The sequence below is a fragment of the Phenylobacterium sp. genome, assembly GCF_031360265.1.
In the GTDB taxonomy this organism is placed as follows: domain Bacteria; phylum Pseudomonadota; class Alphaproteobacteria; order Caulobacterales; family Caulobacteraceae; genus Phenylobacterium.
On record NZ_JANMBF010000033.1, the window covers coordinates 1 to 25303 of the forward strand.

Here is a 25303-nt window from a genome sequence, read left to right on the forward strand (position 1 = left end):
GCCCTGCGGGTCGTTATGGCTGGTCACCAGATCGATCGGCTTGTGATAGCGAAACAGCCGTGCCGGCTCGGCCTCGGTGACCACGGCGCCGTCGACCGTCAGGATGTCGCCACGCTCGACCTTGACCGCCGGCGTGGTCAGGACCTTGCCGTTCAGCGCCACGCGGCCGGCCTCGATCAGCCGCTCGACCTCGCGGCGCGAGGCGACCCCGGCGCGGGCCAGCATCTTGGCCACGCGGTCGCCTCCCGCATCAGACGAAGCCTCGGCTTGCGGCGTGCGGGCTTGACCGGAAGGGCGGCCACCGGTTCGGTGCGGATCGTGGACCATGACCTTGCAACCATGCGCATCGCGCTCGAAGCCGCGCAAGCCGCCGCCGCACGCGGCGAGACGCCGGTGGGCGCCGTTGTCGTGGACCCCGCGTCAGGCGAGGTGATCGCCATCGGCGCCAACAGCCCCATCGGATCGCACGATCCCACCGCCCACGCCGAGATCGTCGCCTTGCGGGCCGCCGCCGCCAAGCTTGGCAACTATCGGCTGACCGGCCTGACCCTGGTGGTGACGCTGGAGCCCTGCGCCATGTGCGCGGGGGCGATCAGCCATGCCCGGATCGCGCGCCTGGTTTTCGGCGCGGAAGATGTGAAGGGCGGTGCGGTGGTCAACGGCGCGCGCTTCTTCGATCAACCCACCTGTCATTCACGGCCGCGGGTCGAAGGCGGCGTCCTGGCGCGGGAGAGCTCGGCCCTGCTCAAGGCGTTCTTCCGAGAGCGCCGGTCGCGCTGAGACCTTGCCAACCGGCCAACGGCGGTTGGAAGATGCGCGCACAAACTAGAACCAAGGGGAGGCAGGTCATGGCGGGATTGCTCGACGGCAAGGTGGCGATCATCACGGGGGCCGCCAACGGCCTGGGCGAGGCCTACGCCAAGCTGTTCGCCCGGGAGGGCGCGGCCGTGGTGGTCAATGACCTGGGCGGCGCGCGCGACGGCTCCGGCGCCGACGTCTCCGCGGCGCAGAAGGTGGTCGACGCCATCGCCGCCGCCGGCGGCCGCGCGGTGGCCAACGGCGACGATGTCTCCACCGTCCAGGGCGGCGAGAACATCCTGAAAGCCGCCATCGACGCCTTCGGCACGGTGGATATCCTGGTCTGCAACGCCGGCATCCTGCGCGACAAGACCTTCGCCAACACCTCCGAGGACGACTGGGACAAGGTGGTCAAGGTGCACCTGAAGGGCGCCTATTGCTGCGCGCTCCCGGTCTGGAAGTGGATGAAGGACCACGGCGGCGGCTCGATGGTGCTGACCTCGTCGACCTCGGGCCTCTACGGCAATTTCGGCCAGACCAACTACGGGGCGGCCAAGGCCGGCATCTATGGAATGGTCCGGGTGATGTCGATCGAGGGGCGCAAGTACAACATCCGGGTCATGGGCCTGGCGCCCGGCGCCTACACCCGCATGACGTCGGACCTGCCCGGCCGCAAGGGCAAGGAGCCCGACCCGCTGAGCCTGCCGGAGAACGTCGCGCCCGGCGTGCTGTTCATGGTGTCAGACCTCGCCGCGGAGCACTCGGGCAAGATCCTCGGCGTCTCCAGCCGCGGCGTCCGCGAGATCAAGATGCTGCAGACCGGCGGCTTCCAGCCCGGTCGGCCCTACACCGCCCAGGAGGTGGCCGAGCACGCCTCGGACGTGTTCTTCCCCAATGCCGAGGAGCGGACGGCGGCGACGGCCTGATCGCCCGCATCTGAACGCCGGTCCGGCGGCGACCAGGACCAGAGCAGCGTGGGGGCGGTCATGGCGATTGACGACGGGGCGATGGCCCGTCTTAGCGGCGCCTACAAGCGCTACGGCGTGGTCACGGCGCTCGACGGGCTGGACCTCGACGTTCGGAAGGGTGAGCTGTTGGCGGTGCTGGGCCCCAACGGCGCGGGCAAATCCACCGCCATCGCGCTCCTGCTCGGACTGCAGCAGCCCGACTCAGGCGAGGCCCTGTTGTTCGGCACGTCGCCGCATGACCTGACGGCGCGGCGCGGCGTCGGGGTGATGATGCAGGAGGTGGCCCTGGCCGACGCGCTGCGCGTCCACGACCACATCGCCATGACCCAGGCCTACTATCCGGACCCGCTGAGCCTGGACGAGGCCATCGCCCTGGCCGGAGTCGAGAAGATCGCCAGCCGGCCCTATGCCAAGCTTTCCGGCGGCCAGAAGCGCCAGGCCCAGTTCGCGCTGGCGATCTGCGGCCGGCCCCGACTGCTGTTTCTCGATGAGCCCACCACCGGCCTCGACCTGACCGCGCGCGAAACCATGTGGGCGACGCTCCGCAGACTGGTTGAGGGCGGAACCTCCATCGTGCTGACCACCCACTACATCGAGGAGGCCGAGGCCCTGGCCGACCGGGTCGTGGTGATGGCCAAGGGCCGCCGCGTCGCCGAGGGCACGGTGCAGGAGATGCGCGCCCTGGTGGTGCGCAAGCGCGTGGACTGCGTCACCCCCCTCAGCCTCGCCGCCATCGAGGCCTGGCCAGGCGTCACCGCCGCGGCGCGGGATGGGCCGAGAGTAACGATCACCACCACCGACGCGGAAGGCGCGGTGCGGCGCCTGCTGGACGCCGACCCGGCGCTGTCCGACCTAGAGGTCCGCCGGGCCGGCCTCTCGGAAGCCTTCGCCGAGCTGACCCAGGAGCCCGCGCCATGACCGACGCCCTCGTGCCCGCCATGCCGTTCGGCCGCCTGGTCCGGGCCTACCTCTCGGACGCAAAGTACGAATCCCTGCGCCTGCTGAGGACGCCGGCGTTCTCCGTACCGATCCTGGCCATGCCGGTCCTGTTCTACAGCTTCTTCGGCATCATGCTGGCGGGCCGCGCCGCCGGCGGGCAGCTGGCCAACAACCTGTTCGTCGGCTGGACGGTCTATGGGGTGATGGGTCCGGGCCTGTTCGGCTTCGGCATCCTGGTGGCCGTCGAACGCAATCAGGGTCTGCTCACCTTCAAGCGCGCGCTGCCCATGCCGGCCGGATCCTACCTGGCGTCCAAGCTGATGATGGCCTTCGTCTTCGCCGTCGTGGTCATGGCCATGCTGGTGACGATCGGAGTGACCATCGGCCACGTCACCTTGCCCGCCATAACCCTGCTGCGGGTGGCGGCGGTGATGTCGCTGGGGGTCATCCCGGCCTGCGCAGTGGGGCTGTTCATCGGCGCCTGGGCTCCGGCCTCCAGCGCGGCGGCCTTCGCCAACATCGTCTACCTGGGCATGGCCTTCCTCTCAGGCCTGTTCTTTCCACTGTCGGGAGTCATGGAAAGGATCCGTCCGATCTGGCCGACCTATCACCTCTCGCAGCTGGCCCGGGCCTCGGCCGGCCTGACGTCGGAGGGTTCGCCCCTGACCCACCTGGCGATCCTGGCGGCGATGAGCGCCGTCCTGACCTGGCTGGCGGCCCGCAAGCTCGCCCGTCGCGGCTAGACCCTGTAGGGACCACGTCAGCCTGGACGGGTTCTAGTCGAACCCGGCCAGGCGGGCGTCGAGTCCGCCGCGGACGGCGGGCCATTCGCCCGCCAGGACCGAGAAAATCACCGTGTCACGAACCCGCCCGGTCCAGGTCACCCGGTCGCTGCGCAGGACGCCTTCCTGCACCGCGCCCAGTTTCAGCACGGCGGCGCGGCTGCGGGCGTTGATGGCGTCGACTCGGAACACCACGCGGCGCGCGCCGCTTTCGAAGGCATGCGCCATCATCAGCCGCTTGGCCGCCGGGTTGACGGCCCCGCCGCGGCAGTCCGGCCGGTAATAGGTGCCGCCGATCTCGACCACGCCATTCCCCAGATCGATGGCATAGAAGGTGCTGATTCCGGCGACCTCGCCTTGCGAGATCACGGCGTAGGGTTGGGTGTCGCCCGCTGCCTGATCGCGCTGCAGCTTTGCCCAGGTCGGCGCGAACTGCTCCCCGGCCCAGGAGACCGGATAGAGGCTGGCCCAAACCTCCTGATCGGCCTCGCAGGCGGCGCTGAAGTCTTCGCGGTGGCGTCCGGCCATTGGCTCGAGCCGGACAAAGCGGCTCTCCAGAATCTTCGCTTCGAGGCGCATGTCCCCACCTGCCGTCAAAAAACCGCCGCGCGGCCCTTGCGCGGGCACGATCCGCTCATACCTGAAGAAGCGCCCGTTCCTGGGCGTTTCCTCCCAAAACTTCCACCCCGGGTCCGCAAGGTCCCGGGGTTTTTTCTGGCGGCTACGCCTGGCCCGTGAGGAACAGGTGCGCCGCCTGCGCCAGGTAGACCAGGCCGATCACCGTCAGGATCAGCCGCAGATAGCGCTTGAAGTCGATGTCGCTCAGCCGGTTCAGCAGCACCCCGCCGGCCGCGGTGCCGAGCATCGCGACCGGGATCGCCAGCGCGAACACCCACCACGGCGGCAGGCCCGCGCCATGCACGGCCAGCAGGGGCGCGCCATAGACGAGGATCTTCATCAGGTGGCTGAACACCTGGGTCGCGGCCTTGGTGGCGACGATCTGGTGGCGGGTCAGCGCCGTGCGGACGAAGAAGACGTCGAGGATCGGCCCCGCCACGCCGGCCGTCAGATTGATGCCGGTGACGACGAGGCCGCACACAAAGGCCTGGCCGGGGCGCGAGGCGTCGACCTTGACCCAGGTCTGCGGCAGCCAGACCAGGCCCGGCACCAGGCCCATCAGCAGGAAGAGCCCGGCCTTGGTGGGCTGCAGGGCGACGAAGACCATCAGCCCCGCGGCCACGAACGATCCAAGCGCGAAGCGCGCGACGATGCCCCAGGCCACGTGCTGGCGATGCAGGGCCGCGCGCCAGCCGTTAGCGACGAACTGCAGGACCCCGTGGGTGAAGAAGGTCGCCGAAACCGGCAGGACAAAGGCCAGCGCGCCCTTGAGCATCAGGCCGCCGGCCATGCCGAAGACACCGGAAATCGCCGCGGTGACGAACGACATCGCCACGATGAAGATAGCTGAGCCGAGACTCATGAGGATGGTCCTCCGGGGTTGCGATCCGCCTCGCGGAGGGGACACAGGCCCCTCCGTCCGCGGATCCGCGACGCGACGTGCGCCAGAAGTGGCCGGCCGTCCGGCGGGGGCCCTCGGCCATCGCTGGCCGGGCTCTTGGTGGGGAAGACTGGACGATCATTCGCCGAGCGCCTGCTTGTAGAAGACCGTGGTCGCGGCCATCGCCCCATCGGGCATCAGGGCGAAATCGGGGATCACCCCGACCCGGGTCCAGCCGAGCTTTTCATAGAGCTGGTCGGCCGCGCCGCCGGTCACCGTGTCCAGCACCATCACGGGGCGGTCCATGGCCGCGGCCGCGGCCTCGGCGGCCGACATCAGGGCCTGCGCCGCCCCGCGCCGGCGACCGCTCCGGTGGACCAGCAGCTTGGAGATGTCGCAGCGGTGCGGCTGGTTTGGCGGCCAGGCCGGGATCACCTGGACCACGCCAAAGATCGCCTCGTCGTCCTCGGCGACCAGGATGACCCGGCCATCGTCGGCGTTGGCCTGGGTGCGCCAGAAGGCCTCGGCGTCGGCCAGCGTCAGGTCGGCCATGAAGCTCACCGAGGCGCCGCCCGCCACGCAGTCGGCCAGGACGGCGCCGAGCGCGGGCGCCGCGCCCAACGCCTCGGCGGGGGCCAGGCGGCGTATGCGGAAGGACCCGCTCATCAACGGCGTTCGACTATACCCAAGGCTCCGCTTGCGCCAGTCCCGCGGCGGGGCGGGTATCAGCCCTTCGTCCTCCTGGTCGAACAGGCGTAGCCTTCGCCCGCCTTGCGCGCCACGCCCGGATAGGGGCAGAGCACCTGGCTCGGCGGCCCGCCGACACCCTGGCCGGGCCCGGCCACGGCGGTGATATCGCGCGGCGCCTTGCCGGCGACCACCCAGCTATCCAGCAGGGCCACCCAGTCGACGCCCGAGGGCCCCACGCCGCCGGCGCAGTGCAGCATGCCAGGGACCATGTACATCCGGTAGAACTCCGAGGGGTCGCCCATCGTCTTGCGGACATCCTCATAGTAGACGATCGACGCGCGGGGCGGGATCGCGGGATCGTTCCAGCCATGGTACTGGATCAGCTTGCCGCCGTGCTTCTTGAACGCCGCCAGGTTCGGGTCGGGCGAATCCAGCGCCGCAGCCATCCGCTTCAGCGCACCCTCGAACGGGGCGCCCATGTCCATCTTCAGATAGTCGAAGCTCGGATCCTCAAACCCGAAATATTTGAAGGCGTTGGACGAGAATGACGGGCCAGCGGCCTTCTGGTTGGTTTCCGGGCTCGACCCGGTGATCCAGGCGCTCCAGCTGCCGCTCAGGGACTCAGCGCCAGGGCTGTATCCCGGAAAGACGACCTTGCCGGCCCTGTCCCTGCGACCCTCGTAGAACGCCTTGGCCGAGACCACCTGCGCGGCGGTCAGGCAGGGCGCCGTTTCGGGCCCGGGGGTCTGGCCGGGCTTGCAGGTAAGCCTGCCCGGATCGAAGTGGCAGCGCATCGGGTCGCGGATGAACCCCTCGCCACCGCATTCGGCCAGGGCGGCCTTCTGCAAGAGCTCGCGTTGCGGCGCGCCGAGGTAGCCGCCGGGCCTGGCCATGGTCTGCTGCTGGAAGGCCGAGAGCCCGAACAGCTGGCTCATGTAGTTGGCCGGGGCGCCGGCGACGATGCCGTCGAAGTCCTTTGGGTAACGCTGGGCTTCCATCAGCGCCTCGCGGCCGCCGTCGGAGCAGCCGTAGAAATACGACCTCGCCGCCCGCGAGCCCTTCTGCGCGGTGATCAAGGCCTTGGAGATGTCGGTGGTCTCCTTCAGCGCGCGCCAGCCGAAGTCGGTGACCTTTTCGGGGTGACCCAGCGCCCAGGAGGCGTTGGTTCCGACCGGGTCCTGGTGGCCGTCATCGGTTCCCGCCACCGCATAGCCGGCCTTGATCGGGCCCATGAACGAGACCTTGGGCACCGTGCCGGCGAACCCGCCGTTGCCCACCTGGACGAACTTGCCGTTCCAGGCGCCGCCCACCGGGATCCAGACCTCCAGGCGGATGTCGCTATCCCGGGTCGGCCGGCTGGTGACCGCGACCTGGCAGACATCCATGCCGGCCACGCTGGCGGCCTTGGCCGAGGTGATCTCGGCGTGCGGCAGGCGGGTCTTGATCAGGTCGGCGCAGGCGGTCTCGGCATGCGCCGCGGCCGGCGCGGTCAGGCCCACCATCGTCAGCGCCAAGACCGACAGTCCCCATTGGACGGATTTCATCAGCGAGCCCTCCCAAGCGTTGTATTTCGCGCAGTCTAGGCACGGGTGGCGGCGGACGCCACCTCATCTCCCCCAAGCGGCGCAGGCGCGGGAGAGGGCAGGGTCGCCCAGTCCACCAGGCGGCGCATGAACGCCGCGCCGCGCTCCATCTGCGAGATCTCGACATATTCGTCCGGCTGGTGAGCCTGCTCGATGGAGCCGGGGCCGCAGAGGACGGTGGAGAACCCGGCGCGCTGGAACTGCCCGGCCTCGGTGGCGAAGGCCACGGCGCGCGGAGGGCCGTTGTCGCCGGCCAGGCGTCGGGCGAAGGACTCCGCCGGGCCGTCCGGCTCCGGCGCGAAAGGCGGCACGTTCGACTGCATCTCGATGGCGACGCCGGCCTCCGGCGCGCGGGCCTTGAGCGCCACATCGAGCGCGGCGACCTGGGCGAAAAACGACGCGAGGACCCCTTGCGGATCGAGGGTGTGGGGGCAGCGCAGATCGAACAGGAACGTGCACTCCCGCGCCAGGATATTGCCGGCCGTCCCGCCGTGGACGATGCCGATGGTCAGCGTCGCGCCCTTGGGCGTGAAGGGCGAGGCGGGGTCGGCCTCCCGCTCCAGCCGCGCGGAAAGCTCGGTCAGCGCGGACATCAGGGTCACCGCCTCCATGATCGCCGAGACGCCCTGCTGGGTCTGGCTGGAGTGCGCCTCGCGACCGGTGACCTTGACCTTGTAGTAGGTGATCCCCTTGTGAGCGTTGACCGCGACCATGTCGGTGGGTTCGCCCACCACCACGAAGGCGGGCGCCGGCAGCTCGCGCCGGATCAGATCGATCAGCAGGGGGGCGCCCAGGCAGCCGATCTCCTCGTCGTAGGAGAAGGCCAGATGCACGGGCCGCCGCACCTTGGCGGCGATGAGATCGGGGACCGCCGCCAGCGCCAGGGCCAGGAACCCTTTCATGTCGCAGGTCCCGCGGCCATAGAGCCGGCCGCCGCGCTCGGTCAGGGCAAAGGGATCTGAGGTCCACGGCTGGCCATCCACAGGCACCACGTCGGTGTGGCCCGACAGCACCGCGCCGCCCTCGATCGCCGGCCCGATGGTGGCCAGCAGGTTGGACTTGGTCCCCTCGGCGTTGGGCGCCCGGCGGTGCGGCACCCCGTGGCGGTCGAGATAGGTCTCGACCCATTCGATCAGCGCCAGGTTCGAGACCCGCGAGGTGGTGTCGAACCCCACCAGGGTCGCCAGGATGTCGTGGACGGGACCAAGTTCGCTCATGGGGCGCAGCCATAGACCCTCGGGCCAGCGCCTCAAAGTCCGGGGCCTCAAGCGAATGCCCAGCCTGTGGTAAGGACCTGCCTACCCTGGCCGGCTGGAGACCGCCCAATGCCCGATGAATCGCCGATCCAGATGCGTGAAGCCCGGCGCGAGGACGTGGCGGCGATCGTCCGCCTGCTGGCCGACGATCCGCTTGGCGCGGGCCGGGAACAGGTCTCCGATCCGCCGCCATCGAGCTATTTCGAAGCCTTCGAAAAGATCGCCGCCGATCCGCGCAACCTGCTGATGGTGGCGCGGGACGCTGCGGGCGCGGTGGTCGGCGCCCTGCAGCTCACCTTCATCCCGGGCCTGTCGAACCAGGGCGCGGAGCTGGCCCTGCTCGAGGCGGTGCGGGTCGACGCCCGCCTGCGGGGACAAGGGGTCGGCGCGGGGATGGTCACCTGGGCGATGGAAGAGGCGCGTCGCCGGGGGTGCCGCAACATGGAGCTGATGAGCCACGCCAGCCGCAGCGACGCCCAGCGGTTCTACACGCGCCTGGGGTTCGCCGGGAGCCACGTCGGCATGAAACGGGCGCTCTAACCCGCCTGGATCGTTCCCGGTCCCGGCAGGACGTCGATCAGCTCGATCTTGAAGATCAGCGCCGCGCCAGGCGGGATCTCGCCGCCGCCGGCCCCTTCCGCGCCATAGCCCAGCTCGGGCGGGACATAGAGAATCCATTCGTCGCCGGGACGCATCAGCTGCAGCGCCTCCTGCCAGGCCATGACCAGGCCTTTCAGCGGCATGGAGGCCGGCTGGCCGCGTTCGTAGGACGAATCGAACACCTTGCCGTTGATCAGCTTGCCCTCGTAGTGGACCTTGACCTCGTCGTTCAGCTTCGGCTTCAGGCCGCCGGCCGGACCGGAGTGGACGATCAGGTACTGCAGGCCGTCCGGCAGGGTCTGGACACCGGCCTTCCGGGCGTTCGCCGCCAGGAACACCTTGGCCGCGGCGCTCTGGTCGGCGCCCTGGGCCTTGGGATGGCAAGCCGTCAGCGACAGCGCCAGGGCGGCAATCGTCAGGATACGGAACATATCGGCAAAACCTCTCAGACTGCTCGGGGCGGATAGCCGTGCTCGCGCAGGGCATCCATGATTTCCTGGGTGTGCTGGGCGTCGCGCGTCTCGATCATGATGTCGAACTCCGCGCCCTTGGCCGGCACATCCAGCGCCAGCCGGTTGTGCGCCACCTCGATGATATTGGCGCCCATGTCGCCGATCACGCGGGACACCGTGGCCAGCAGGCCGGGCCGGTCGTCGCCAATGATCCGTAGACTGACGAGTCTTTGGTCGCGCACGAGTTCGCGGGTCAGCACGGAGGCGAGCAGGCGCGTGTCGATGTTGCCGCCGGTGATCACCAGGCCGCAGGTCTTGCCCCGGAACTTCTCCGGAAAGGCCAGCAGCGCGGCCAGCGAGGCCGCTCCGGCCCCCTCGGTGACGGTCTTCTCGACATTGCAGTAGAGCGCCACGGCGCGTTCGAAGAACGGCTCCTCGATCAGCAGCACCTCGTCCACCAGCGGGCGGGCCACGCCATAGCTCACGTCGCCCACCTGCTTGACGGCTATGCCCTCAGCGATGGTCGCCCCACCCGAGGCCGCGCCGGCGCTGACCCCGCGCATCCGGGCGGTGAACGAGGGGTACATGGCCGGCTCGACGCCGACGATATGGATCTGCGGCTTGACGTGCTTGGCGGCCGTGGCCATGCCGGCGATCAGCCCGCCGCCGCCGATCGGGATCGGCAGGACCTCGAGTTCGGGCACGTCCTCGAGCATCTCCAGCGCCACCGTGCCCTGGCCGGCCATGACGTCGAGGTCGTTGAACGGATGGACGAAGGTGAGCTCGCGCTCGTCGCACATCTGCATGGCCCGCGTGGACGCCTCGTCGTAGTTTTCGCCCTCGATCACCACCTCGGCGCCGAAGGCGCGGGTCTGCTGGACCTTCACGAACGGCGTCCCGCGCGGCATGACGATGGTCACCGGCACGCCAAGGCGCGAGCCGTGGTAGGCGAGGCCCTGGCTGTGATTGCCGGCGGAGGCCGCGATCACCCCGCGCCTGCGGACGTTCTCGCCAAGCAGCAGCAGCTTGTTGAGCGCCCCGCGCTCCTTGTAGGCGGCGGTGAACTGCAGGTTCTCGAACTTGACCCACACCTTCGCCCCGGTGATCTCCGACAGGGTGCGCGAGTGGCGGCAGGGCGTGCGCTCAATATGACCCTGCAGCCGGTCTCGGGCGGCGAGGATGTCATCGAATGAGAGGGTCATGTTCAGCCGGCGGGGTCCGAAAAAGGGGCGCAACCTAACGGCGGGTCTGCCGTGCCGCAATGCGCCGTCTAGAGAAGGTCGTCCCGCCCGGCCGCCTGGATCGCCGCGACCGCAGCGCGGACGGCGGCGGGGTGGTCGCGACGGGTGACCAGGACCACGCCGTTCTCAACGATCACCACCAGGTCCTCGACGCCCGACATCACCACCGTCGGCCCGTCGCTGATGACCAGGCATCCGGCGGTCCCCGCTGCGATCACCGGCCCCTGCAGGGCGTCCGCGGCGGCGGTCCTGTCGGCCGCGGCCCAGATCGCGTCATAGGTCCCCACGTCGCTCCAGCCGATGTCGGCTGTGACCACCATGGCCTTGTCGGTCTTCTCGAAGACCGCAGTGTCGATGGCCTGCGCCGGCGAACGCAGGAAAGCTGCGCCGAGGCGGACGGCATCGCGCTCTCGCGGCGCCTCGGCCAGGACCGTGTCTGCTGCGGCCGCCAGGGCCGGGGCGACCCGGCGCGCCTCGTCAAGAAAAACGGCCGGCCGGAACAGGAACATCCCGGCGTTCCAGCTGTAGTCCGGGTCGGCGATGTAGGTCCGGGCGGTGGCGAGGTCGGGTTTTTCCACGAAGGCCGCGACCTTGCGGACCCTGGTGTCGCCCGGCTCCGCGCGGATGTAGCCATAGCCGGTCTCGGGACCCGTCGGGGTGACGCCGAAGATCACCAGCGCGCCCGCCAGCGCGGCCGGGGTCCCGGCGCCGATGGCGCTGTGCAGGGCCGCCACGTCGGCCACCCGATTGTCGGCGTGCAGCAGCAGGATCAGCTCGCAGCCCTCCCTAGCGGCCAGCGCGGCGGCCACCAGCGAAGCCGGCCCGGTGTTGCGGCCCTCCGGCTCCAAGATCAGCAGCCGTGGCGTGACACCTACCGCCGCCAGCTGCTCACGCACGAGCGAGGCGTGGGCGGCGTTGCAGACCACCATCGGCGGCCCGAACATCTCGCCGGTGACCCGGAGCGCGGTCTCCTGGATCAGGGTCTTGTCGCCCCCCAACGCGTGGAACTGTTTCGGCTTGGCCTTGCGCGACAGAGGCCAGAGGCGCGTGCCGGCCCCGCCGGACATCAGCACGGGCGTGATCTTGGGCACGGCTCGCCTCTACGCGGCTTCGGCGGGTGGATCGAACTCGGCCACCAGGTGCCCGGGCGCGACCTCCTGCAGGGCGGGCGGCTGGATCGGCGCCTTCGGGTCGGCCGGCAGGCGCGATGGCAGGAAGCGGAAGGCGGCCCGCGGGTCCATCGGGCTGGGCGGTTCGCCGGCCAGCCGCACGCGCTGGCGGGTGCGCTCGATGGCGGGGTCGGGGATCGGGGCGGCCGACAGCAGGGCTTTTGTATAGGGGTGTCGGGGCGCCCGGTAGATCTGGTCTCGGCTCGCGGTCTCCACCACCCGGCCCATGTAGAGCACCAAGACCCGGTGGCTGATTTCGCGGACCACCGCCAGGTCGTGGCTGATGAAGATCATCGCCAGGCCCATCTCCTTTTGCAGGGCGATCAGGAGGTCGATGATCTGGGCGCGGATCGAGACATCCAGCGCCGAGACCGCCTCGTCACAGATCACCAGCCTGGGTTTCAGGATCATCGCGCGCGCGATCCCCACCCGCTGGTTCTGGCCGCCGCTGAGCTCGTGCGGATAGCGGTTGATCAGCGCCGGATCGAGCTCGACCTTGGCCATCATGGCGGCCACCTCGACGTCGCGCTCGGCGCGGGTCAGCTCGCGGCGGAACACCAGCAGCGGCTCGGCGATGGAGGCACCGACCGTCACCCTGGGATCGAGGCTGGCCAGCGGGTCCTGGAAGACGATCTGCAGGTCGCGGCGCGCGGCCCGCATCTCCTCGCGCTGCGCATGGGTGATGTCGCGGCCAAGGAGGGTGACCGTCCCCTGCGTCGCCGGAAGCAGGTTGAGCACGGCGCGCGCCAGGGTCGACTTGCCCGAGCCACTCTCGCCCACCACGCCAAGCGTCTCGCCCTGGCGCACCTGGAAAGAGACACCGTCCACCGCGCGCAGGGTCCTGCGGGGCGCGAGCAGCCCCGCCTGGACCGGGAACCAGACCTTCACGTCGTGGCCCTCGACCACCACGGGCGCGTCCGGCCCCGCCGGGCCCAGCACAGGCCGGCCGCCCCGCCCCTCGCGATCGAGCCGGGGAATCGCGTCCAGCAGGGCGCGGGTATAGGCGGTGGCGGGACTTCGGAAGATCTGCTCGGCGGTTCCCTCCTCGACATAGGCGCCGTCCTTCATCACGCAGACCCGGTCGGCCAGCCGGGCGATAACCCCCATGTCGTGGGTGATGAGCACCATGGCGGTTCCGGTTTCACGACTGAGTTCGGCCATCAGGTCGAGGATCTCGGCCTGCACCGTCACGTCCAGCGCCGTGGTCGGCTCGTCGGCAATCAGCAGCTCGGGGCCGCCCGCCATGGCCGCGGCGATCATCACCCGCTGGCGCATGCCGCCGGAAAGCTCGTGGGGGTATTGCCGCAGTCGACTGGCCGCGTCGGGGATGCGCACCTTCTCCAGCCAGAGCCGGGCGTGGGCGGTGGCGGCGCGGTCGGACAGGCCTGCGTGCAGCCGCAGCGGCTCGGCGATCTGTTCGCCGATCCGCACATGGGGGGTGAGCGCGGTCAGCGGGTCCTGGAAGATCATGGTCATCTTCGAGCCGCGGATGCGGTTGAGCGCCCGGGGCCGCAGCCCCAGCAGCTCAGTCCCCAGGAATTTCGCCGACCCTGACGCCCGGCCATTGCGCGCGAGCAGGCCCATCACCGCCATGAAGGTCTGGCTCTTGCCCGATCCGCTCTCGCCGACCACGCCCAGGGTCTCGCCGCGGGGGATAGACAGCGAGACGCCGCGCACGGCGGACACCACGCCGTCATGGGTGTCGAAGTCGACCTTCAGACTGTCGAGGGTCAGAACGGCGGAGGTGGCGTCGGGCAAGGGAACCCCTCTTGAAGCGGCCCGCGATCTTAGACGGCGATGGCGCGATCTAGGAACCTATTCGCCGCGGGCGCCGTCGCCCCCGCCGGTCTTGCCCGCTATACAAGCCGCGTGTCCGCGAGCTCGCCAGCCAAGCGCCTTCGCCCCGCGCTGTTCCTCGACCGCGACGGGGTGCTGAACGAGGACCGCGGCTATGTGTCCCGCTGGGAGGATTTCCGCTGGATCCCCGGCGCGCGCGAGGCGGTGGCGGCGTTCAACCGCGCCGGATGGCTGGTGATCGTGGTGACCAACCAGTCCGGCGTCGGGCGCGGCTTTTATACCGAGGCGGCGATGCACGACCTGCACGCCCGGATGCGCGGCGACCTCGCCACCGTCGGCGCCCGCATCGACGCCTTCTACCACGCGCCGCACCACCCGGACGCCGCGCTTGACGCCTACCGCCACCCGGACCCGCCGGACCGCAAGCCCAACCCGGGCATGATCCTGCGCGCGCTCAGCGACTGGCCCATCGACCGCGACGCCTCGCTGCTGGTCGGCGACAAGCCGTCGGACCTGGAAGCCGCCCTGCGGGCCGGGATCCGCGGCGTGCTGTTCGACGGTGGCGACCTGATGCGGTTCCTGGAGGATCAGGCGCTGGCGCCGCCACCTGGACCGTGACGGCGGCCCCGGCTTGGCTTAGACGGGCGCTAGAGCCCCTTTTCTGGGGTTCCGCGAGATTGTCGCCAGGCCCTAGTGCAGGATGCGGGACGTGACGTCCTCTGAGCCGCCAGAGTCACGCCCGCAAGAGAGCCCGCTGGTCGAGGCCTTCCTGGAAAAGCGCCAGACCCTGCTGCTGTTCCTGGCCGCGCGCACCCGCTCGATGCCCCGGGCCGAAGATCTGGCGCAGGACCTGTTCCTGAAGATCCGCCTGATGGATCCCGCCGCCGAGGTCAGGGCGCCGGTCGCGCTGCTCTACCGGATGGCCGCGAACCTGCTGGTCGATCAGGCGCGCAGCCTGCAGCGCACGGAGCGCCGGGACGATCAGTGGCGGCGCGACACCCGCCCGACGCTGGGCGGCGAGGACATTGTCGAGGGGCCCGCCGCCGACGAGGCGATCATCGGTCGCGAGCGCGTTCGCCAGCTGGCCGAGGCGGTCGCCGCCCTGCCGCCGCAGATGGGCCGCGCGTTCCGACTGCACAAGCTTGAGGGTCTGTCCCAGGCCCAGACCGCGCAGGCCATGGGCGTGTCGCGCAAGATGATCGAGCAGCATATCCAGGCCGCGGTCCGGCGACTGACGCAGAGCCTGCGGTCATGAGGACCGCTGAATTTCTCCGCTCACCTAGGGAAGCGCCACAGCGGCGCCGTCTCCACCGTTGTCCAGCGCGTCCGGCGCAGATTGGGCGATCGAGCCTATGACCCAGTTTTCAGCGCCGTCCGAACGCGTTCCAACCCCGTCCGACCAGGCCATGGACGAGGCCGCGGGCTGGATCGCGCGCCTGCAGCGCGACGACCTGAACGAGACCGACGGCGTGGCGTTTGACGCCTGGCTCACCGCCGCGCCCGACAATCGGGCGGCCTATCGCCATACCCTTGAGCTGTGGCAGGCCTTCGGGGCCAGCTCCGGCGAGGTGCTGGCCGAGCTGGAGACCCCGGCGCGGGCGCCCGGTCGCGGGCTGGTGGGCAGGGGCGCCCCGACCCGGCGCTGGCTGGTCGGGGCGGGAGGGTTCGCCGTGGTGGCCGGCCTGGCGGCCGTGGTGCTGCCGCCGATGGTGCGGAGAGCTCCCGCGCAGATCCTGGCCAGCGGGCGCGGCCAGCGCCGACGGTTCCAGCTAGCGGACGGCTCCAGCGTCGACCTGAACGCCGAGAGTCGCCTCCGCGTGGCGTTCAGCCGGTCCGAGCGGCGGGTCTCGCTGGACGACGGCGAGGCGATCTTCGATGTGGTTTCCGACAAGGCCCGCCCGTTCACCGTAGCCGCGGGCGATCACACCGTGCGCGTGGTCGGCACCCAGTTCGATGTCCGCAACCGCGACGGCGACCTGACGGTGACGGTCGCGCGCGGGCGCGTTGAAGTGCGCCCGTCCCTGGCGTCGGACCGCGTGTTCGTGCTGACGCCCGGCCAGCGGCTGGACATCGGCGCGGGCGGGGTGGAAACCCTGCAGGCGGTCAATCCGCAGGAGGCGTTCAGCTGGCGCTCCGGCCGCCTGGTCTATCGCAACCAGCCGCTGGCCAGGGTGGTCGCCGACCTCAACCGGCAGTTCGCCGATCAGGTGGTGATTGGCGACCCCGAGCTGGGCGCGATCCCGATCACCGGCGTCATCGTGCTGGACACCCCACAGGCGGTAATGTCGCGTCTGTCCTTGATGCTGCCGGTCAGAACGGTACCTTCCGAGCGGGGGCTATTGCTGCTTCGCAAGTAGCGCCGACTCGTAGGGCGGACCTGACCATCCTCTGGCGACGGGACCATGCGGCCGCGGCCGTGCTTGTGATGCTTGCGTTCGCGTGGAACGGCTCCGCCCGGGCTGCGGCGTTGCGCGTGCGGTTCCACATCTCGCCTCAGCCCTATTCCGAGGCGCTGATCGACCTCGCCCAACAGGCCAACATCACCCTCGTCGGGGCCGCGGCCTGCGGCGGCTATTCCCGCGAGGACATCGCCGGACCGTTGTCGGTGGCCCAGGCGCTGGACCGACTGCTGGCCGACGCCCCCTGTGGCTGGAAGGAAATCGCGCCCGGGACCGTGCAGATCTCCCCCGCCGCCCGTCCGCCGACGCCCGGGCCGGTCGCCGTCGATGTCTCCGAGGTGCTGGTGACCGCCACCAAGCGGGTCCGCGATCCACGCCAGCTGGCCGTGGCGGTCACCGTTGTCCGGGGCGCCGATCTGGCGGCCACCGGCGCCAGCGGCGCGGCCGAAGGGGTCGCCCAGCTGGGCATGCTGACCACCAACCTGGGACCCGCCCGCGACAAGCTGCTGCTGCGCGGGCTGTCCGACGGCGCCTATACCGGGCGCGCCCGCTCCACGGTGGCCACCTACCTCGACGATATCCCGCTGAACAACAACGCCCCGGACCCGGACCTGCGGCTCGCCGACATCGATCGGATCGAGATCGCCCGTGGCCCGCAGGGCGCGCTCTATGGCGCCGGGTTCGTCAGCGGCATCTATCGGATCGTCTCGCGCAAGCCGGAGCTCGACCGGCTGTCGGCCGAACTCCGCGTGACCGGGGCCCTCACCGACCGCGGCGCGCCAAGCGGCGCCATCGAAGGTCATGTGAACTGGCCGATCGTGCGCGACCGGATCGGCCTGCGCCTGACGGCCTATGACGAGATCGACGGCGGTTATCTGGACGACGTGCGGCTGAACCGGCGCAACGCCAACCGCACCGAACGGCGCGGCGAGCGGTTGTCGATGCTGTTCGAGCTTGGCGACGACTGGACCGTCTACCTGGCCAGCGCCGACCAGCACCTGCGGTCCGCCGACACCCAGTACACCACCGGCGGCAATGGCCTGAATCGCTACAACCGGATCGCCGAGCCGCACACCAACGACATCTCGCTGTGGTCGGCCAAGCTGAAGCGGTCCTGGGGCTGGGGCGAGCTGACCTCCTCTAGCGGCCTGGTCCACCACGCCTATGGAAGCCTCTACGACGCCACCGCGGCGCAGCAACTGTTCACCACGTCCGCAGACACCTCGGCCTACTCCGAGCGGACGAGCACGACCATGATCGTGGAGGACCTGTTCCTGACGTCGCGCGGCGCGGGGCCGCTGCAATGGCTTGTCGGCCTCTACGGCTCGCGCACCACACAGCGCTCGCCCAGCGCCTTCGTGGCGCAGTACGTCGCCGGCCCCGACGTTCGCGTCTACAGCGACGACCGGTCCGACGCGACCGACGAGGTCGCCGCCTATGGCGAGGTATCCTACGCCCTGGTTCCCAACTGGACGCTGGCGCTCGGCGGGCGGGTCTTCACGATTCACACGCGGACCCGCTCGCACGTGGAATCCGAGCAATCCGACCCGCGAGACATTGATCGCAGCGCCACCTTCGCCAGTTTTTCGCCGAAGATCTCCCTGCAGCATGAGTTCGCGGCGGGCGACCTGATCTATGCGGTCTATTCCGAAGGCTACCGCGCGGGCGGGTTCAACTCCGGCGGGGTCGTGCCGCTGTCGACCGCGCGCGAGACCTACGCGCCGGACCTCCTGCGCAACTATGAGCTGGGCCTCAAGCTGCAGAGCCGTGACCGGCGGCTGAGCTGGGATTCGGCGGTGTTCTACGACCAGTGGAACGACATTCAGACCGATCAGTACCGACCGTCCGGCATTCCGTTCACCACCAACGCCGGTGACGCGACGATCCTGGGGGTCGAGACGCAGCTGTCGGCCCGCGCCGCCAACGGCCTGTCGGCTGAGCTCAATGGCCGCTTCACGCAGACGCGGACGCGCAACGCCAATCCGAACTTCCTGTCGCTGCTGATCAACGGCCTGCCCAACGCGCCGCCCTTCTCCGGTGGCCTGCTGGTCAGCTATGAACGCGCAGCGCCGGGCGGCTGGCGGCTGCGCCTGTCGGGCGAGACCACCTATGTGGGCCGCTCGCGCGTCACCTTCGACACCCAGTTCCCGGAAATGGGCGGCTACGTCCGCACCAAGCTGCTGGTCGAGGCGCGGCGCGGGCGGCTGGGGGTGCAGGCGTTCCTGACCAATCCGACCAACGCCTTCAGCGACACCTTCGCCTTCGGCAATCAGTTCAACCCCACCCAGGCGCGGCAGATCACGCCGCAGCGACCGACCACGCTGGGGCTGACCTTTTTCGCCGCCTACTGACGGTTGCGGGCGAACCCGGGCGCGATGTGTTCGCGCGGCCGCGAGGCGGCTGAATTGCCAATTTGTCTGCGCTGGCGACCGATGGTACTATTGCAGAGCTCCGTGCGGTCGCCCCGGGCCGCATGTCGCCAATCTCCACGGAGATTTCGACAGGCCGGCTTCCAGTCGCCGGTCCAAGACGCGGCCCCGGCGCGAGAGGTCACACCTCGGCCGGGGCCAGACGTCGCGTTCGGCATTCTCCGGTCTACAGCTCGCTCCGGTCTACAGCTCGGGAAGTCTCTCCAGCATCCGCTCCAGGCCGGTCAGGTCGTCGGCCTCGCCGGGCGGTTTGTCCCATCGAATGCGGTGGATGCGCGGGAAGCGCATGGCGACGCCGGACTTGTGCCGGCTGGAGCGTTGCAGGCCCTCGAACGCCACCTCGAACACCAGCCCGGCGTGAGGCTCGGCGCGGACCGAGCGCACCGGGCCGAAGCGACCGACGGTGTTTTCGCGGACGAACTTGTCGATCCCCTTCAATTCCTCGTCGGTGAAGCCGAAATAGGCCTTGCCGACCGGGGTGAGGATCCGCAGGCCGCCCTCGTCGCGCGTCCATACCCCGAAGGTGTAGTCGGAATAGAAGCTTGAGCGCTTGCCGTGGCCGCGCTGGGCGTACATCAGCACCGCGTCGATCAGCATCGGGTCGCGCTTCCACTTGAACCACGGCCCCTTCGGCCGCCCGGCCTGGTAGATCGAATCCCACCGCTTGAGCATCAGCCCCTCGGCGACCCGCGGATCGCCTGCGGGCGGATCGGCGCGCAGAGCCGCCAGCGCCGCCCAGCTGTCGAACGGCTGCAGGGGCGACAGGTCGATGCGCGGGCTCGCCTGTCGCGCAACGAAGGCCACCAGCCGGGCGCGGCGTTCGGCGAAGCTCAAGGCCCGGGTGTCCCGCGCGCCCTCCGCCAGCAGGTCATAGGCGCGGATCGCCGCCGGGAAGGCGGCCAACAGCCTGGCGTCCACCGCCTTGCGGTTCAGCCGCTGCTGCAGGTCGCCGAAGCTCGCCACCTTGCCGTCGCGTATCACCAGCAGTTCGCCGTCGATCACGCCCTCGTCGCTCAGAGCCTCGACGATGTCGGGAAAGGTCCGCGAGATGTCGTCGCCGGTGCGGGTATAGAGCCGGCGCACGCCGCCCTCGTTGACCAGCTGGACGCGGATGCCGTCCCACTTCCATTCGGCGGCATGGTCGGCGGGATCGAGCTTGTCGAAATCGACCGCCGCGTCGATCGCCTGGGCCAGCATGGCGGGTCGGAAGCGACCGGGGTTGTCCGCCGACGGCCGCTCGCCGCGACCCTCCAGCCAGGCGAACAGGTCCTCATACGGCGCGTGCAGCGCGTGCCACAGCTCCTCGACCTCGGCCACCGGCGCCGGCCCTACGTCGGCCGCCGCCTGCTTGGCCAACCGCGCCGATAGACCCACGCGCAACCCCCCGGTCAGCAGCTTGAGCAGCGCCCATCGGCCGGTGGGCGCAAGCGCGTCGAGCCAGCCCTCGATCAGCTCTTGGACCTCCGCGCGCGTGGCGCCGCGCAGGGCGTCGACCACTTCGCTGAGCTCCGGCTCGCGATTGGCGCCGGGCTGGCCCGGCCAGACCAGGGCCACGGTCTCGGCCAGGTCGCCCACGTAGTCGTAGGACCAGCGGAACAGCTGCGGATCCATCCGCGCCTCCACCGCCCTGCGGATGAACCCCGGCTTGGCCGCGTCGAAGGCAAGGTCCCCGGTCAGGGCCGCCAGCGCCCAGCCGCGGTCAGGATCAGGGGCCTGGCGCAGATAGTCGCGCACCAGCACCAGCTTGGCGTTGCGCGACCCGGTCAGCGACAGTCGGTCGAGGAGCTCCGCGAACGCGCGCATCAGCGACTTCCTCCCGGATGGGGGGAAAACCTATCCATCGTCCTCGTCCTCATAGCCCACCAGGGCCAGCGCCCGGGCCGGGACGCCCTGCAGCTCGCACCATCGCGCCAGGGCCTCCTCGCGGCCGTGGGTGATCCACAGCTCGCCGGGCTTGAGCTCGGACACCGTGGCGGTCAGTTCGTCCCAGTCGGCGTGGTCGGAGATCACCAGCGGCAGCTCCACGCCGCGCTGGCGGGCGCGGGCCCGGACCTGCATCCAGCCGGAGGCGAATGCGATCACCGGGTCGGGGAACCGCCGGCTCCAGCGGTCCTGGGTGGCCGACGGCGGAGCGATGACGATCTGGCCGGCGAAGTCCTGTTTCGTCGCCGAGGTGGCAGGCGCCAGGGGGCCAAGATCGATGCCGTGGCGTTCGTAGAGTCCGTTCAGCCGCTCGAGCGCGCCATGGACGTGGATCGTCTTGTCCCAGCCGGCTTCGCGCAGCAGGCGAATGATCCGTTGCGCCTTGCCCAGCGCATAGGCGCCGACCAGGTGGCAGCGCTCAGGGAACTGGGCGACCGAGCGCAGCAGGCGGGCGATTTCCGCCCGGTCGTCCGGGTGGCGGAACACCGGCAGTCCGAAGGTCGCCTCGGTGATGAACACGTCGCAGGGCACGGGCTCGAAGGCCGCACAGGTCGGGTCTCGTCTTCGCTTGTAGTCGCCGGACACCACCAGGGTCAGGCCCTTCCAGCGCACCACCGCCTGGGCCGAGCCCAGCACGTGGCCGGCGGGAACCAGGGTCACCTCGACGCCGTCGCGGGCCACCGCCTCGCCGTAGGCGCCGGCCTGGCGGGCCGAAGCGAAGTCGGACCCATAGCGCTCGGCCATGATATCGAGGGTCGCGGCCGTCGCCAGCACGGCGCCGTGGCCCGCGCGGGCGTGGTCGGCGTGGCCGTGCGTGATCACCGCGCGCGCCACGGGGCGCACCGGATCGATGTAGAAGTCCCCGGGCGGACAGTAGAGCCCCTCGGGTCTGGGGCAGAGCAGGTCCTGGGGACGGATCATGCCCCTGCATCTAGGTCAGGGGGCCGGTTAAACAACCTTGCGCGGATTGACCTTGGGGCGGGTTCCGCCCTAGCGCTGGGCGGATGAGCGGCGGATCGAACATCCTCAACGAACTGGCCGAGCGCATGGCGAACGCCACGCCGCATTCCGAGGCGCTTGGCTTCCGGTTTATTTCCGTCTCCCCCGGCCGGGGCTCCATCGCCGTGGGCTGGCGGGAAGACCTTGTGGGCGACCCCGACACCCAGGTGATCGCCGGCGGCGTGGTCACCAGCCTGCTGGACCACACCTGCGGCCTGGCCATGGCCGCGGCGGCCGCTGACCAGCCCTTCTCCACCGCCACCCTGGACCTGCGGATCGACTATATGCGCCCGGCCGCACCGCGGGTCGGCGTCACCGCCGAGGCCCACTGCTACAAGCTGACCCGCACCATCGGCTTCGTCCGCGCCGAGGCCTGGGACGTGGAAAGATCCGACCTGATCGCCACCGCCCAGGCCGCCTTCGTGCTGAATCGGCCGCGAACATGAGCTCGCCCGGCGACCAGCTGCAGGCGTTCCTGGAGCGAACACCCTATGTGCGCTTCCTGGGGCTCAGAGCCGAGCTGTCAGGCGATGTGCTGACCGCCGTCCTGGCGTTCTCGCCGCACCTGGTGGGCAACACCTTCATCCCGGCTCTGCATGGCGGGGTGATCGGGGCGTTCCTGGAAATGACCGCGCTGGCGCAGCTGTTCATCGTCCAGCCGCCGGGACCCCGGCCGAAGACCATCGACGTGACGATCGAATATCTCAAACCCGGTCGCGCCCAGACTTCCTACGCCCGCGCCCAGGTGCGCAAGATCGGCCGGCGTATCGCCAACGTCCATGTGGACGCCTGGCAGGACGACCCGAACCAGCCGTTCGCGGCGCTCCGCGGCCACTTCCTGCTCAGCACCGACGAGCTCAGCTAGCCGGCCTGGGCGCCTGCTCCTGCTTCACCTGGGCGAGCTTGGCCTGGGCGGCGGCCAGGGCGGCGGCATCGCCCCTGGCCTTGGCCTGAACGACCTCGCCTGTGGCCTCCATCTCGCGCACCGGCAGCAGGTGGGAATTGTCGGCGAGCCTGAACGGGCCGGTCTGGATCCGCGCCAGGATCGCCCGCTGACGCAGAGCCTGCGGCGTGTCGCCGACGCCGTAGTCGAAGATGAATTTCGAAATCTTGGCCTTCACCCCCGGATCGAGGTCGGTGCGCCAGATCATCGGATCCTCGGGAATGGTTGGCGAACGCCAGATCACCTCAAGGTTCGCCAGGGCGGTCTTGGCCTGGTCCGTGCCGATCGCCGCCAACCGGTCCATGGAGCGGGTATTGTCGGTGGCGGCCGGCAGCACGCCCGAGGCCACCGCATAGAGGTTGGCCTCGGCGCTGGCCGAGCGGATGGTCTTGAAGCATCTGGCCGGATCGATGCCGCGCGGCCCGAACAGATAGGTGTCGGGCGCCAGCGTGCCGGAGGTGGACTTGGCGTCGCCCATGCCGAAGTCCAGCGTCCGCCCGCATTTCAGCAGCTGCCCCAGGGTGATCCCCGAGCCCTTGCGGACGATGATCACGCCCTGATAGCCGTCCGGACCGGTCGGATGGGTGGTGCGGGCAAAGACCGTCCCGCCAGCGCGGCGCACGGCCTCCAGGCCCGACTGGTTGGTGAACCAGCCCAGGTCGGTCTGCTTGAACCGCATGGCCTCGATCAGCGCCGAATAGTTGGAGCCGAAGAACGGCTTCACGCTGAGGCCGGTCGCGGCCGCCATGTCCTTGAGGAACGGCCCCCACTCCTGCATCTGGGTCTGGGTCGCCTCGGTGGAGACGATGGAGAAGGTCACCGTCCGCGGCGGGGTGACATTCGGCGCCGTGGGGCGCGAGCAGGCCGCCAGCGCGGCCGAGGCCCCGAGGACGGCAATGAGGCGGAGAAGGCGAGCGGTCATGGTGCCAGCATAGCGCAACTTGGCGCCGGCGCCGCAACCGACGAGGAAAACTCCGCTTGAGCCCGTCGAGCCGGGGCGTTACCGCGAGCCCCCATGTCGACCCCGCCCAACCTGCACGGTCTGTCCCCCGCCGCCCGCGAAGCCAAGAGCTGGCCGTTTGAGCAGGCCCGCCTGCTGCTGGCCCGGATCCTGCGGTTGCGTCTGTCGGACGCCGAGCGCGACCTGGCCGCGACGCTGTTCGCGCAGGGCGCCTTCGCGGAGGCCGTCCAGACCTTGCCGGCGCTGGCCCGGCCGGTGATCTTTCAGTGCGGCTATGGCGCGTCGGGCCTGCCGCACATGGGCACGTTCGGCGAGGCGGCGCGGCCAACCATGGTGCGCACGGCCTTTCGCGCGCTGACCGAGGACGCGCTGCCAACGGAGCTGATCGTCTTTTCCGACGACATGGACGGCTTTCGCAAGATCCCCGACAACCTGCCCAACCTGCAGATGCTGGAAGAGGACCGCGACAAGCCGGTCACCTCGGTCCGCGACCCCCATGGCGAACACGAGAGCTTCGGGGCGTACAACAACGCCCGCATGCGCGCCTTTCTCGACGGCTTCGGCTTCGACTACACCTTCATGTCGTCGACGGAGACCTATAGATCGGGACGGTTCGACGCGGTGCTGCTGCGCATCCTCGAACGCTTCGACGCCATCCAGGCGATCATGCTGCCGACGCTCGGCGAGGAGCGCCGCGCCACCTATTCGCCGTTCCTGCCGATCAGCCCCACGTCGGGCCGCGTACTGCAGACCCCGACCCTGGAGCGCAACGTCCAGAAGGGAACCATCACCTTCGCCGACGAGGACGGAACTCTGACCGAGGTTCCGGTGACCGGCGGCCACGTCAAGCTGCAGTGGCGCCCCGACTGGGCCGCGCGCTGGGTGGCGCTGGAGGTCGATTTCGAGGCGTCGGGCAAGGACCTGATCGATTCGGTGCGGGTCTCCAACAAGGTCGTCCAGGCGCTGGGCGGCGCGCCGCCGGAGGTGTTCCACTTCGAGCTGTTCATGGACGAGAACAACCAGAAGATCTCCAAATCCAAGGGCAACGGCCTGAGCATGGAGGACTGGCTGCGCTACGGCACGCCGGAGAGCCTCACCTATTACATGTACCAGTCGCCGAAGTCGGCCAAGCGGCTCTATTTCGACGTGATCCCCAAAGCGACGGACGAATATCTGCAGCAGCTCGACGCCTACAACCGGGCCCGAGCGGACGGCGGCAATGCGCCGGCCATCGACAATCCCGTCTGGCACGTCCACCGCGGGGCGCCGCCGCAGCGCGGCTCGCCGGTGAGCTTCTCGCTGCTGCTGAACCTGGTCTCCGCCGCCGACGCCTCGACCAAGGAGATCCTCTGGGGATTCCTCCAGCGCCACATCCCCGGCGCAACCCCGGCCACCGAGCCCCTGCTCGACCAGCTCGCCGGCTATGCGATCAACTACTATGAGGACTTCGTGAAGCCCGCCAAGCGGTTCCGGGCGCCCGACGAGCGCGAGCGCGCCGCGATGCTGGCCCTGGTCGCCAGGCTCAAGGCGTTGCCGGCCGGCGCCGACGCCGAGGCGATCCAGAACCTGGTCTTCGAGGTCGGCAAGGACGCCGGCTTTGAGCCGCTGCGCGCCTGGTTCTCGGCGCTCTACGAGGTGCTGCTGGGCCAGAGCCAGGGCCCCCGCTTCGGATCGTTCACGGCGATCTTCGGCGTCGCGCGCACCCTCGCCCTGATCGAGCGCGCGCTGGCCGGCGAGCTGATCGCTTAGGACCCTTCCCACTCAGGCTGGCTCAACCTGAGTGGAGAAGAACAGCTTCCGATACAGACGCCGACCCTGTTCGCAGGGCATTGGCCAGGACCGTCGGTATGTGAGAGGTTTCCCGGGAGGTGGAGCC

Annotated in this window: 24 protein-coding genes and 1 pseudogene; 12 read left to right on the plus strand and 13 right to left on the minus strand. The window is 69.9% G+C overall.

Annotated features, from left to right (window positions below):
- A pseudogene (locus RMN86_RS02690) lies at positions 1 to 243 on the minus strand (S4 domain-containing protein); the annotation flags it as partial.
- 96 nt (positions 244 to 339) lie between these two features.
- Between RMN86_RS02690 and tadA the strand changes: the two are divergent.
- The 4 genes from tadA to RMN86_RS02710 all read left to right on the plus strand — a co-directional run bounded on the left by tadA (position 340) and on the right by RMN86_RS02710 (position 3448).
- Entirely contained in the window at positions 340 to 780 is a 441-nt protein-coding gene (tadA, locus tag RMN86_RS02695) for a tRNA adenosine(34) deaminase TadA (RefSeq protein ID WP_309604282.1), read from the plus strand.
- A gap of 68 nt (positions 781 to 848) precedes the next feature.
- Positions 849 to 1724 (plus strand): SDR family NAD(P)-dependent oxidoreductase, encoded by an 876-nt coding sequence (locus RMN86_RS02700; protein WP_309604283.1) that lies wholly within the window; start codon positions 849 to 851, stop codon positions 1722 to 1724.
- Between the two features lie 60 nt (positions 1725 to 1784).
- Positions 1785 to 2684, plus strand: a complete 900-nt coding sequence (locus RMN86_RS02705) for an ABC transporter ATP-binding protein (protein ID WP_309604284.1) — start codon at positions 1785 to 1787, stop codon at positions 2682 to 2684.
- A complete protein-coding gene (locus tag RMN86_RS02710) occupies positions 2681 to 3448 on the plus strand; it encodes an ABC transporter permease (protein ID WP_309604285.1) in 768 nt (255 codons plus the stop codon). The genes RMN86_RS02705 and RMN86_RS02710 overlap by 4 nt, the downstream gene beginning before the upstream one ends.
- Before the next feature lie 33 nt (positions 3449 to 3481).
- Here the strand turns inward: RMN86_RS02710 and RMN86_RS02715 are convergent, their stop codons facing one another.
- From RMN86_RS02715 to argE, 5 genes are all read right to left on the minus strand, one after another.
- Entirely contained in the window at positions 3482 to 4066 is a 585-nt protein-coding gene (locus RMN86_RS02715; protein WP_309604286.1) for a GNAT family protein, read from the minus strand.
- 142 nt (positions 4067 to 4208) lie between these two features.
- Positions 4209 to 4967 (minus strand): sulfite exporter TauE/SafE family protein, encoded by a 759-nt coding sequence (locus RMN86_RS02720; RefSeq protein WP_309604287.1) that lies wholly within the window; start codon positions 4965 to 4967, stop codon positions 4209 to 4211.
- 156 nt (positions 4968 to 5123) lie between these two features.
- The gene (locus tag RMN86_RS02725; protein ID WP_309604288.1) at positions 5124 to 5651 is read right to left on the minus strand and encodes a GNAT family N-acetyltransferase; all 528 of its coding nucleotides are present in this window, start codon (positions 5649 to 5651) and stop codon (positions 5124 to 5126) included.
- 59 nt (positions 5652 to 5710) lie between these two features.
- Complete coding sequence (locus tag RMN86_RS02730; protein WP_309604289.1) at positions 5711 to 7219, minus strand: tannase/feruloyl esterase family alpha/beta hydrolase; 1509 nt, start codon at positions 7217 to 7219, stop codon at positions 5711 to 5713.
- 35 nt (positions 7220 to 7254) lie between these two features.
- Positions 7255 to 8475 (minus strand): acetylornithine deacetylase, encoded by a 1221-nt coding sequence (gene argE / locus RMN86_RS02735; RefSeq protein WP_309604290.1) that lies wholly within the window; start codon positions 8473 to 8475, stop codon positions 7255 to 7257.
- Between the two features lie 108 nt (positions 8476 to 8583).
- Here argE and RMN86_RS02740 point away from each other — a divergent pair, with 108 nt between their 5' ends.
- A complete protein-coding gene (locus tag RMN86_RS02740) occupies positions 8584 to 9054 on the plus strand; it encodes a GNAT family N-acetyltransferase (RefSeq protein ID WP_309604291.1) in 471 nt (156 codons plus the stop codon).
- Here RMN86_RS02740 and RMN86_RS02745 read toward each other — a convergent pair.
- The 4 genes from RMN86_RS02745 to RMN86_RS02760 form a co-directional block, all read right to left on the minus strand.
- Positions 9051 to 9545, minus strand: coding sequence for an FKBP-type peptidyl-prolyl cis-trans isomerase (locus RMN86_RS02745; RefSeq protein ID WP_309604292.1), 495 nt, complete (start codon positions 9543 to 9545; stop codon positions 9051 to 9053). The genes RMN86_RS02740 and RMN86_RS02745 overlap by 4 nt on opposite strands.
- A 14-nt stretch (positions 9546 to 9559) precedes the next feature.
- Complete coding sequence (locus RMN86_RS02750) at positions 9560 to 10768, minus strand: threonine ammonia-lyase (RefSeq protein WP_309604293.1); 1209 nt, start codon at positions 10766 to 10768, stop codon at positions 9560 to 9562.
- 68 nt (positions 10769 to 10836) lie between these two features.
- On the minus strand, positions 10837 to 11898 hold the full coding sequence (locus RMN86_RS02755; protein WP_309604294.1) for a sugar phosphate nucleotidyltransferase: 1062 nt from the start codon (positions 11896 to 11898) through the stop codon (positions 10837 to 10839).
- A 9-nt stretch (positions 11899 to 11907) separates the two neighbouring features.
- Positions 11908 to 13734, minus strand: coding sequence for a dipeptide ABC transporter ATP-binding protein (locus RMN86_RS02760; RefSeq protein ID WP_309604295.1), 1827 nt, complete (start codon positions 13732 to 13734; stop codon positions 11908 to 11910).
- 111 nt (positions 13735 to 13845) lie between these two features.
- On the opposite strand from RMN86_RS02760, the gene RMN86_RS02765 reads away from it, so the two are divergent.
- From RMN86_RS02765 to RMN86_RS02780, 4 genes are all read left to right on the plus strand, one after another.
- Positions 13846 to 14391, plus strand: a complete 546-nt coding sequence (locus RMN86_RS02765) for an HAD family hydrolase (RefSeq protein WP_309604296.1) — start codon at positions 13846 to 13848, stop codon at positions 14389 to 14391.
- A 91-nt stretch (positions 14392 to 14482) separates the two neighbouring features.
- Positions 14483 to 15028 carry an RNA polymerase sigma factor gene (locus RMN86_RS02770; protein ID WP_309604297.1) on the plus strand — a complete coding sequence of 182 codons (546 nt, stop codon included), beginning with the start codon at positions 14483 to 14485 and terminating at the stop codon, positions 15026 to 15028.
- A 97-nt stretch (positions 15029 to 15125) separates the two neighbouring features.
- Positions 15126 to 16130, plus strand: a complete 1005-nt coding sequence (locus tag RMN86_RS02775) for a FecR domain-containing protein (protein ID WP_309604298.1) — start codon at positions 15126 to 15128, stop codon at positions 16128 to 16130.
- Positions 16131 to 16198: 68 nt separating this feature from the next.
- Positions 16199 to 18523: a TonB-dependent receptor gene (locus tag RMN86_RS02780; RefSeq protein WP_309604299.1), complete on the plus strand. Its 2325-nt coding sequence runs from the start codon at positions 16199 to 16201 to the stop codon at positions 18521 to 18523.
- Positions 18524 to 18784: 261 nt separating this feature from the next.
- Here the strand turns inward: RMN86_RS02780 and RMN86_RS02785 are convergent, their stop codons facing one another.
- Positions 18785 to 20404, minus strand: a complete 1620-nt coding sequence (locus RMN86_RS02785) for a cisplatin damage response ATP-dependent DNA ligase (RefSeq protein WP_309604300.1) — start codon at positions 20402 to 20404, stop codon at positions 18785 to 18787.
- A 30-nt stretch (positions 20405 to 20434) separates the two neighbouring features.
- On the minus strand, positions 20435 to 21445 hold the full coding sequence (locus tag RMN86_RS02790; protein ID WP_309604301.1) for a ligase-associated DNA damage response exonuclease: 1011 nt from the start codon (positions 21443 to 21445) through the stop codon (positions 20435 to 20437).
- 83 nt (positions 21446 to 21528) lie between these two features.
- Between RMN86_RS02790 and RMN86_RS02795 the strand changes: the two genes are divergently transcribed.
- Both RMN86_RS02795 and RMN86_RS02800 read left to right on the plus strand, forming a co-directional pair.
- Positions 21529 to 21969, plus strand: coding sequence for a PaaI family thioesterase (locus tag RMN86_RS02795; protein ID WP_309604302.1), 441 nt, complete (start codon positions 21529 to 21531; stop codon positions 21967 to 21969).
- A complete protein-coding gene (locus tag RMN86_RS02800) occupies positions 21966 to 22388 on the plus strand; it encodes a PaaI family thioesterase (protein WP_309604303.1) in 423 nt (140 codons plus the stop codon). The genes RMN86_RS02795 and RMN86_RS02800 overlap by 4 nt, the downstream gene beginning before the upstream one ends.
- Here RMN86_RS02800 and phnD read toward each other — a convergent pair.
- Complete coding sequence (gene phnD / locus RMN86_RS02805; protein WP_309604304.1) at positions 22381 to 23388, minus strand: phosphate/phosphite/phosphonate ABC transporter substrate-binding protein; 1008 nt, start codon at positions 23386 to 23388, stop codon at positions 22381 to 22383. The two genes, RMN86_RS02800 and phnD, sit on opposite strands and share 8 nt — an antisense overlap.
- Before the next feature lie 93 nt (positions 23389 to 23481).
- Between phnD and RMN86_RS02810 the strand changes: the two genes are divergently transcribed.
- Positions 23482 to 25176: a lysine--tRNA ligase gene (locus RMN86_RS02810; protein ID WP_309604305.1), complete on the plus strand. Its 1695-nt coding sequence runs from the start codon at positions 23482 to 23484 to the stop codon at positions 25174 to 25176.
- Positions 25177 to 25303: the final 127 nt, after the last annotated feature.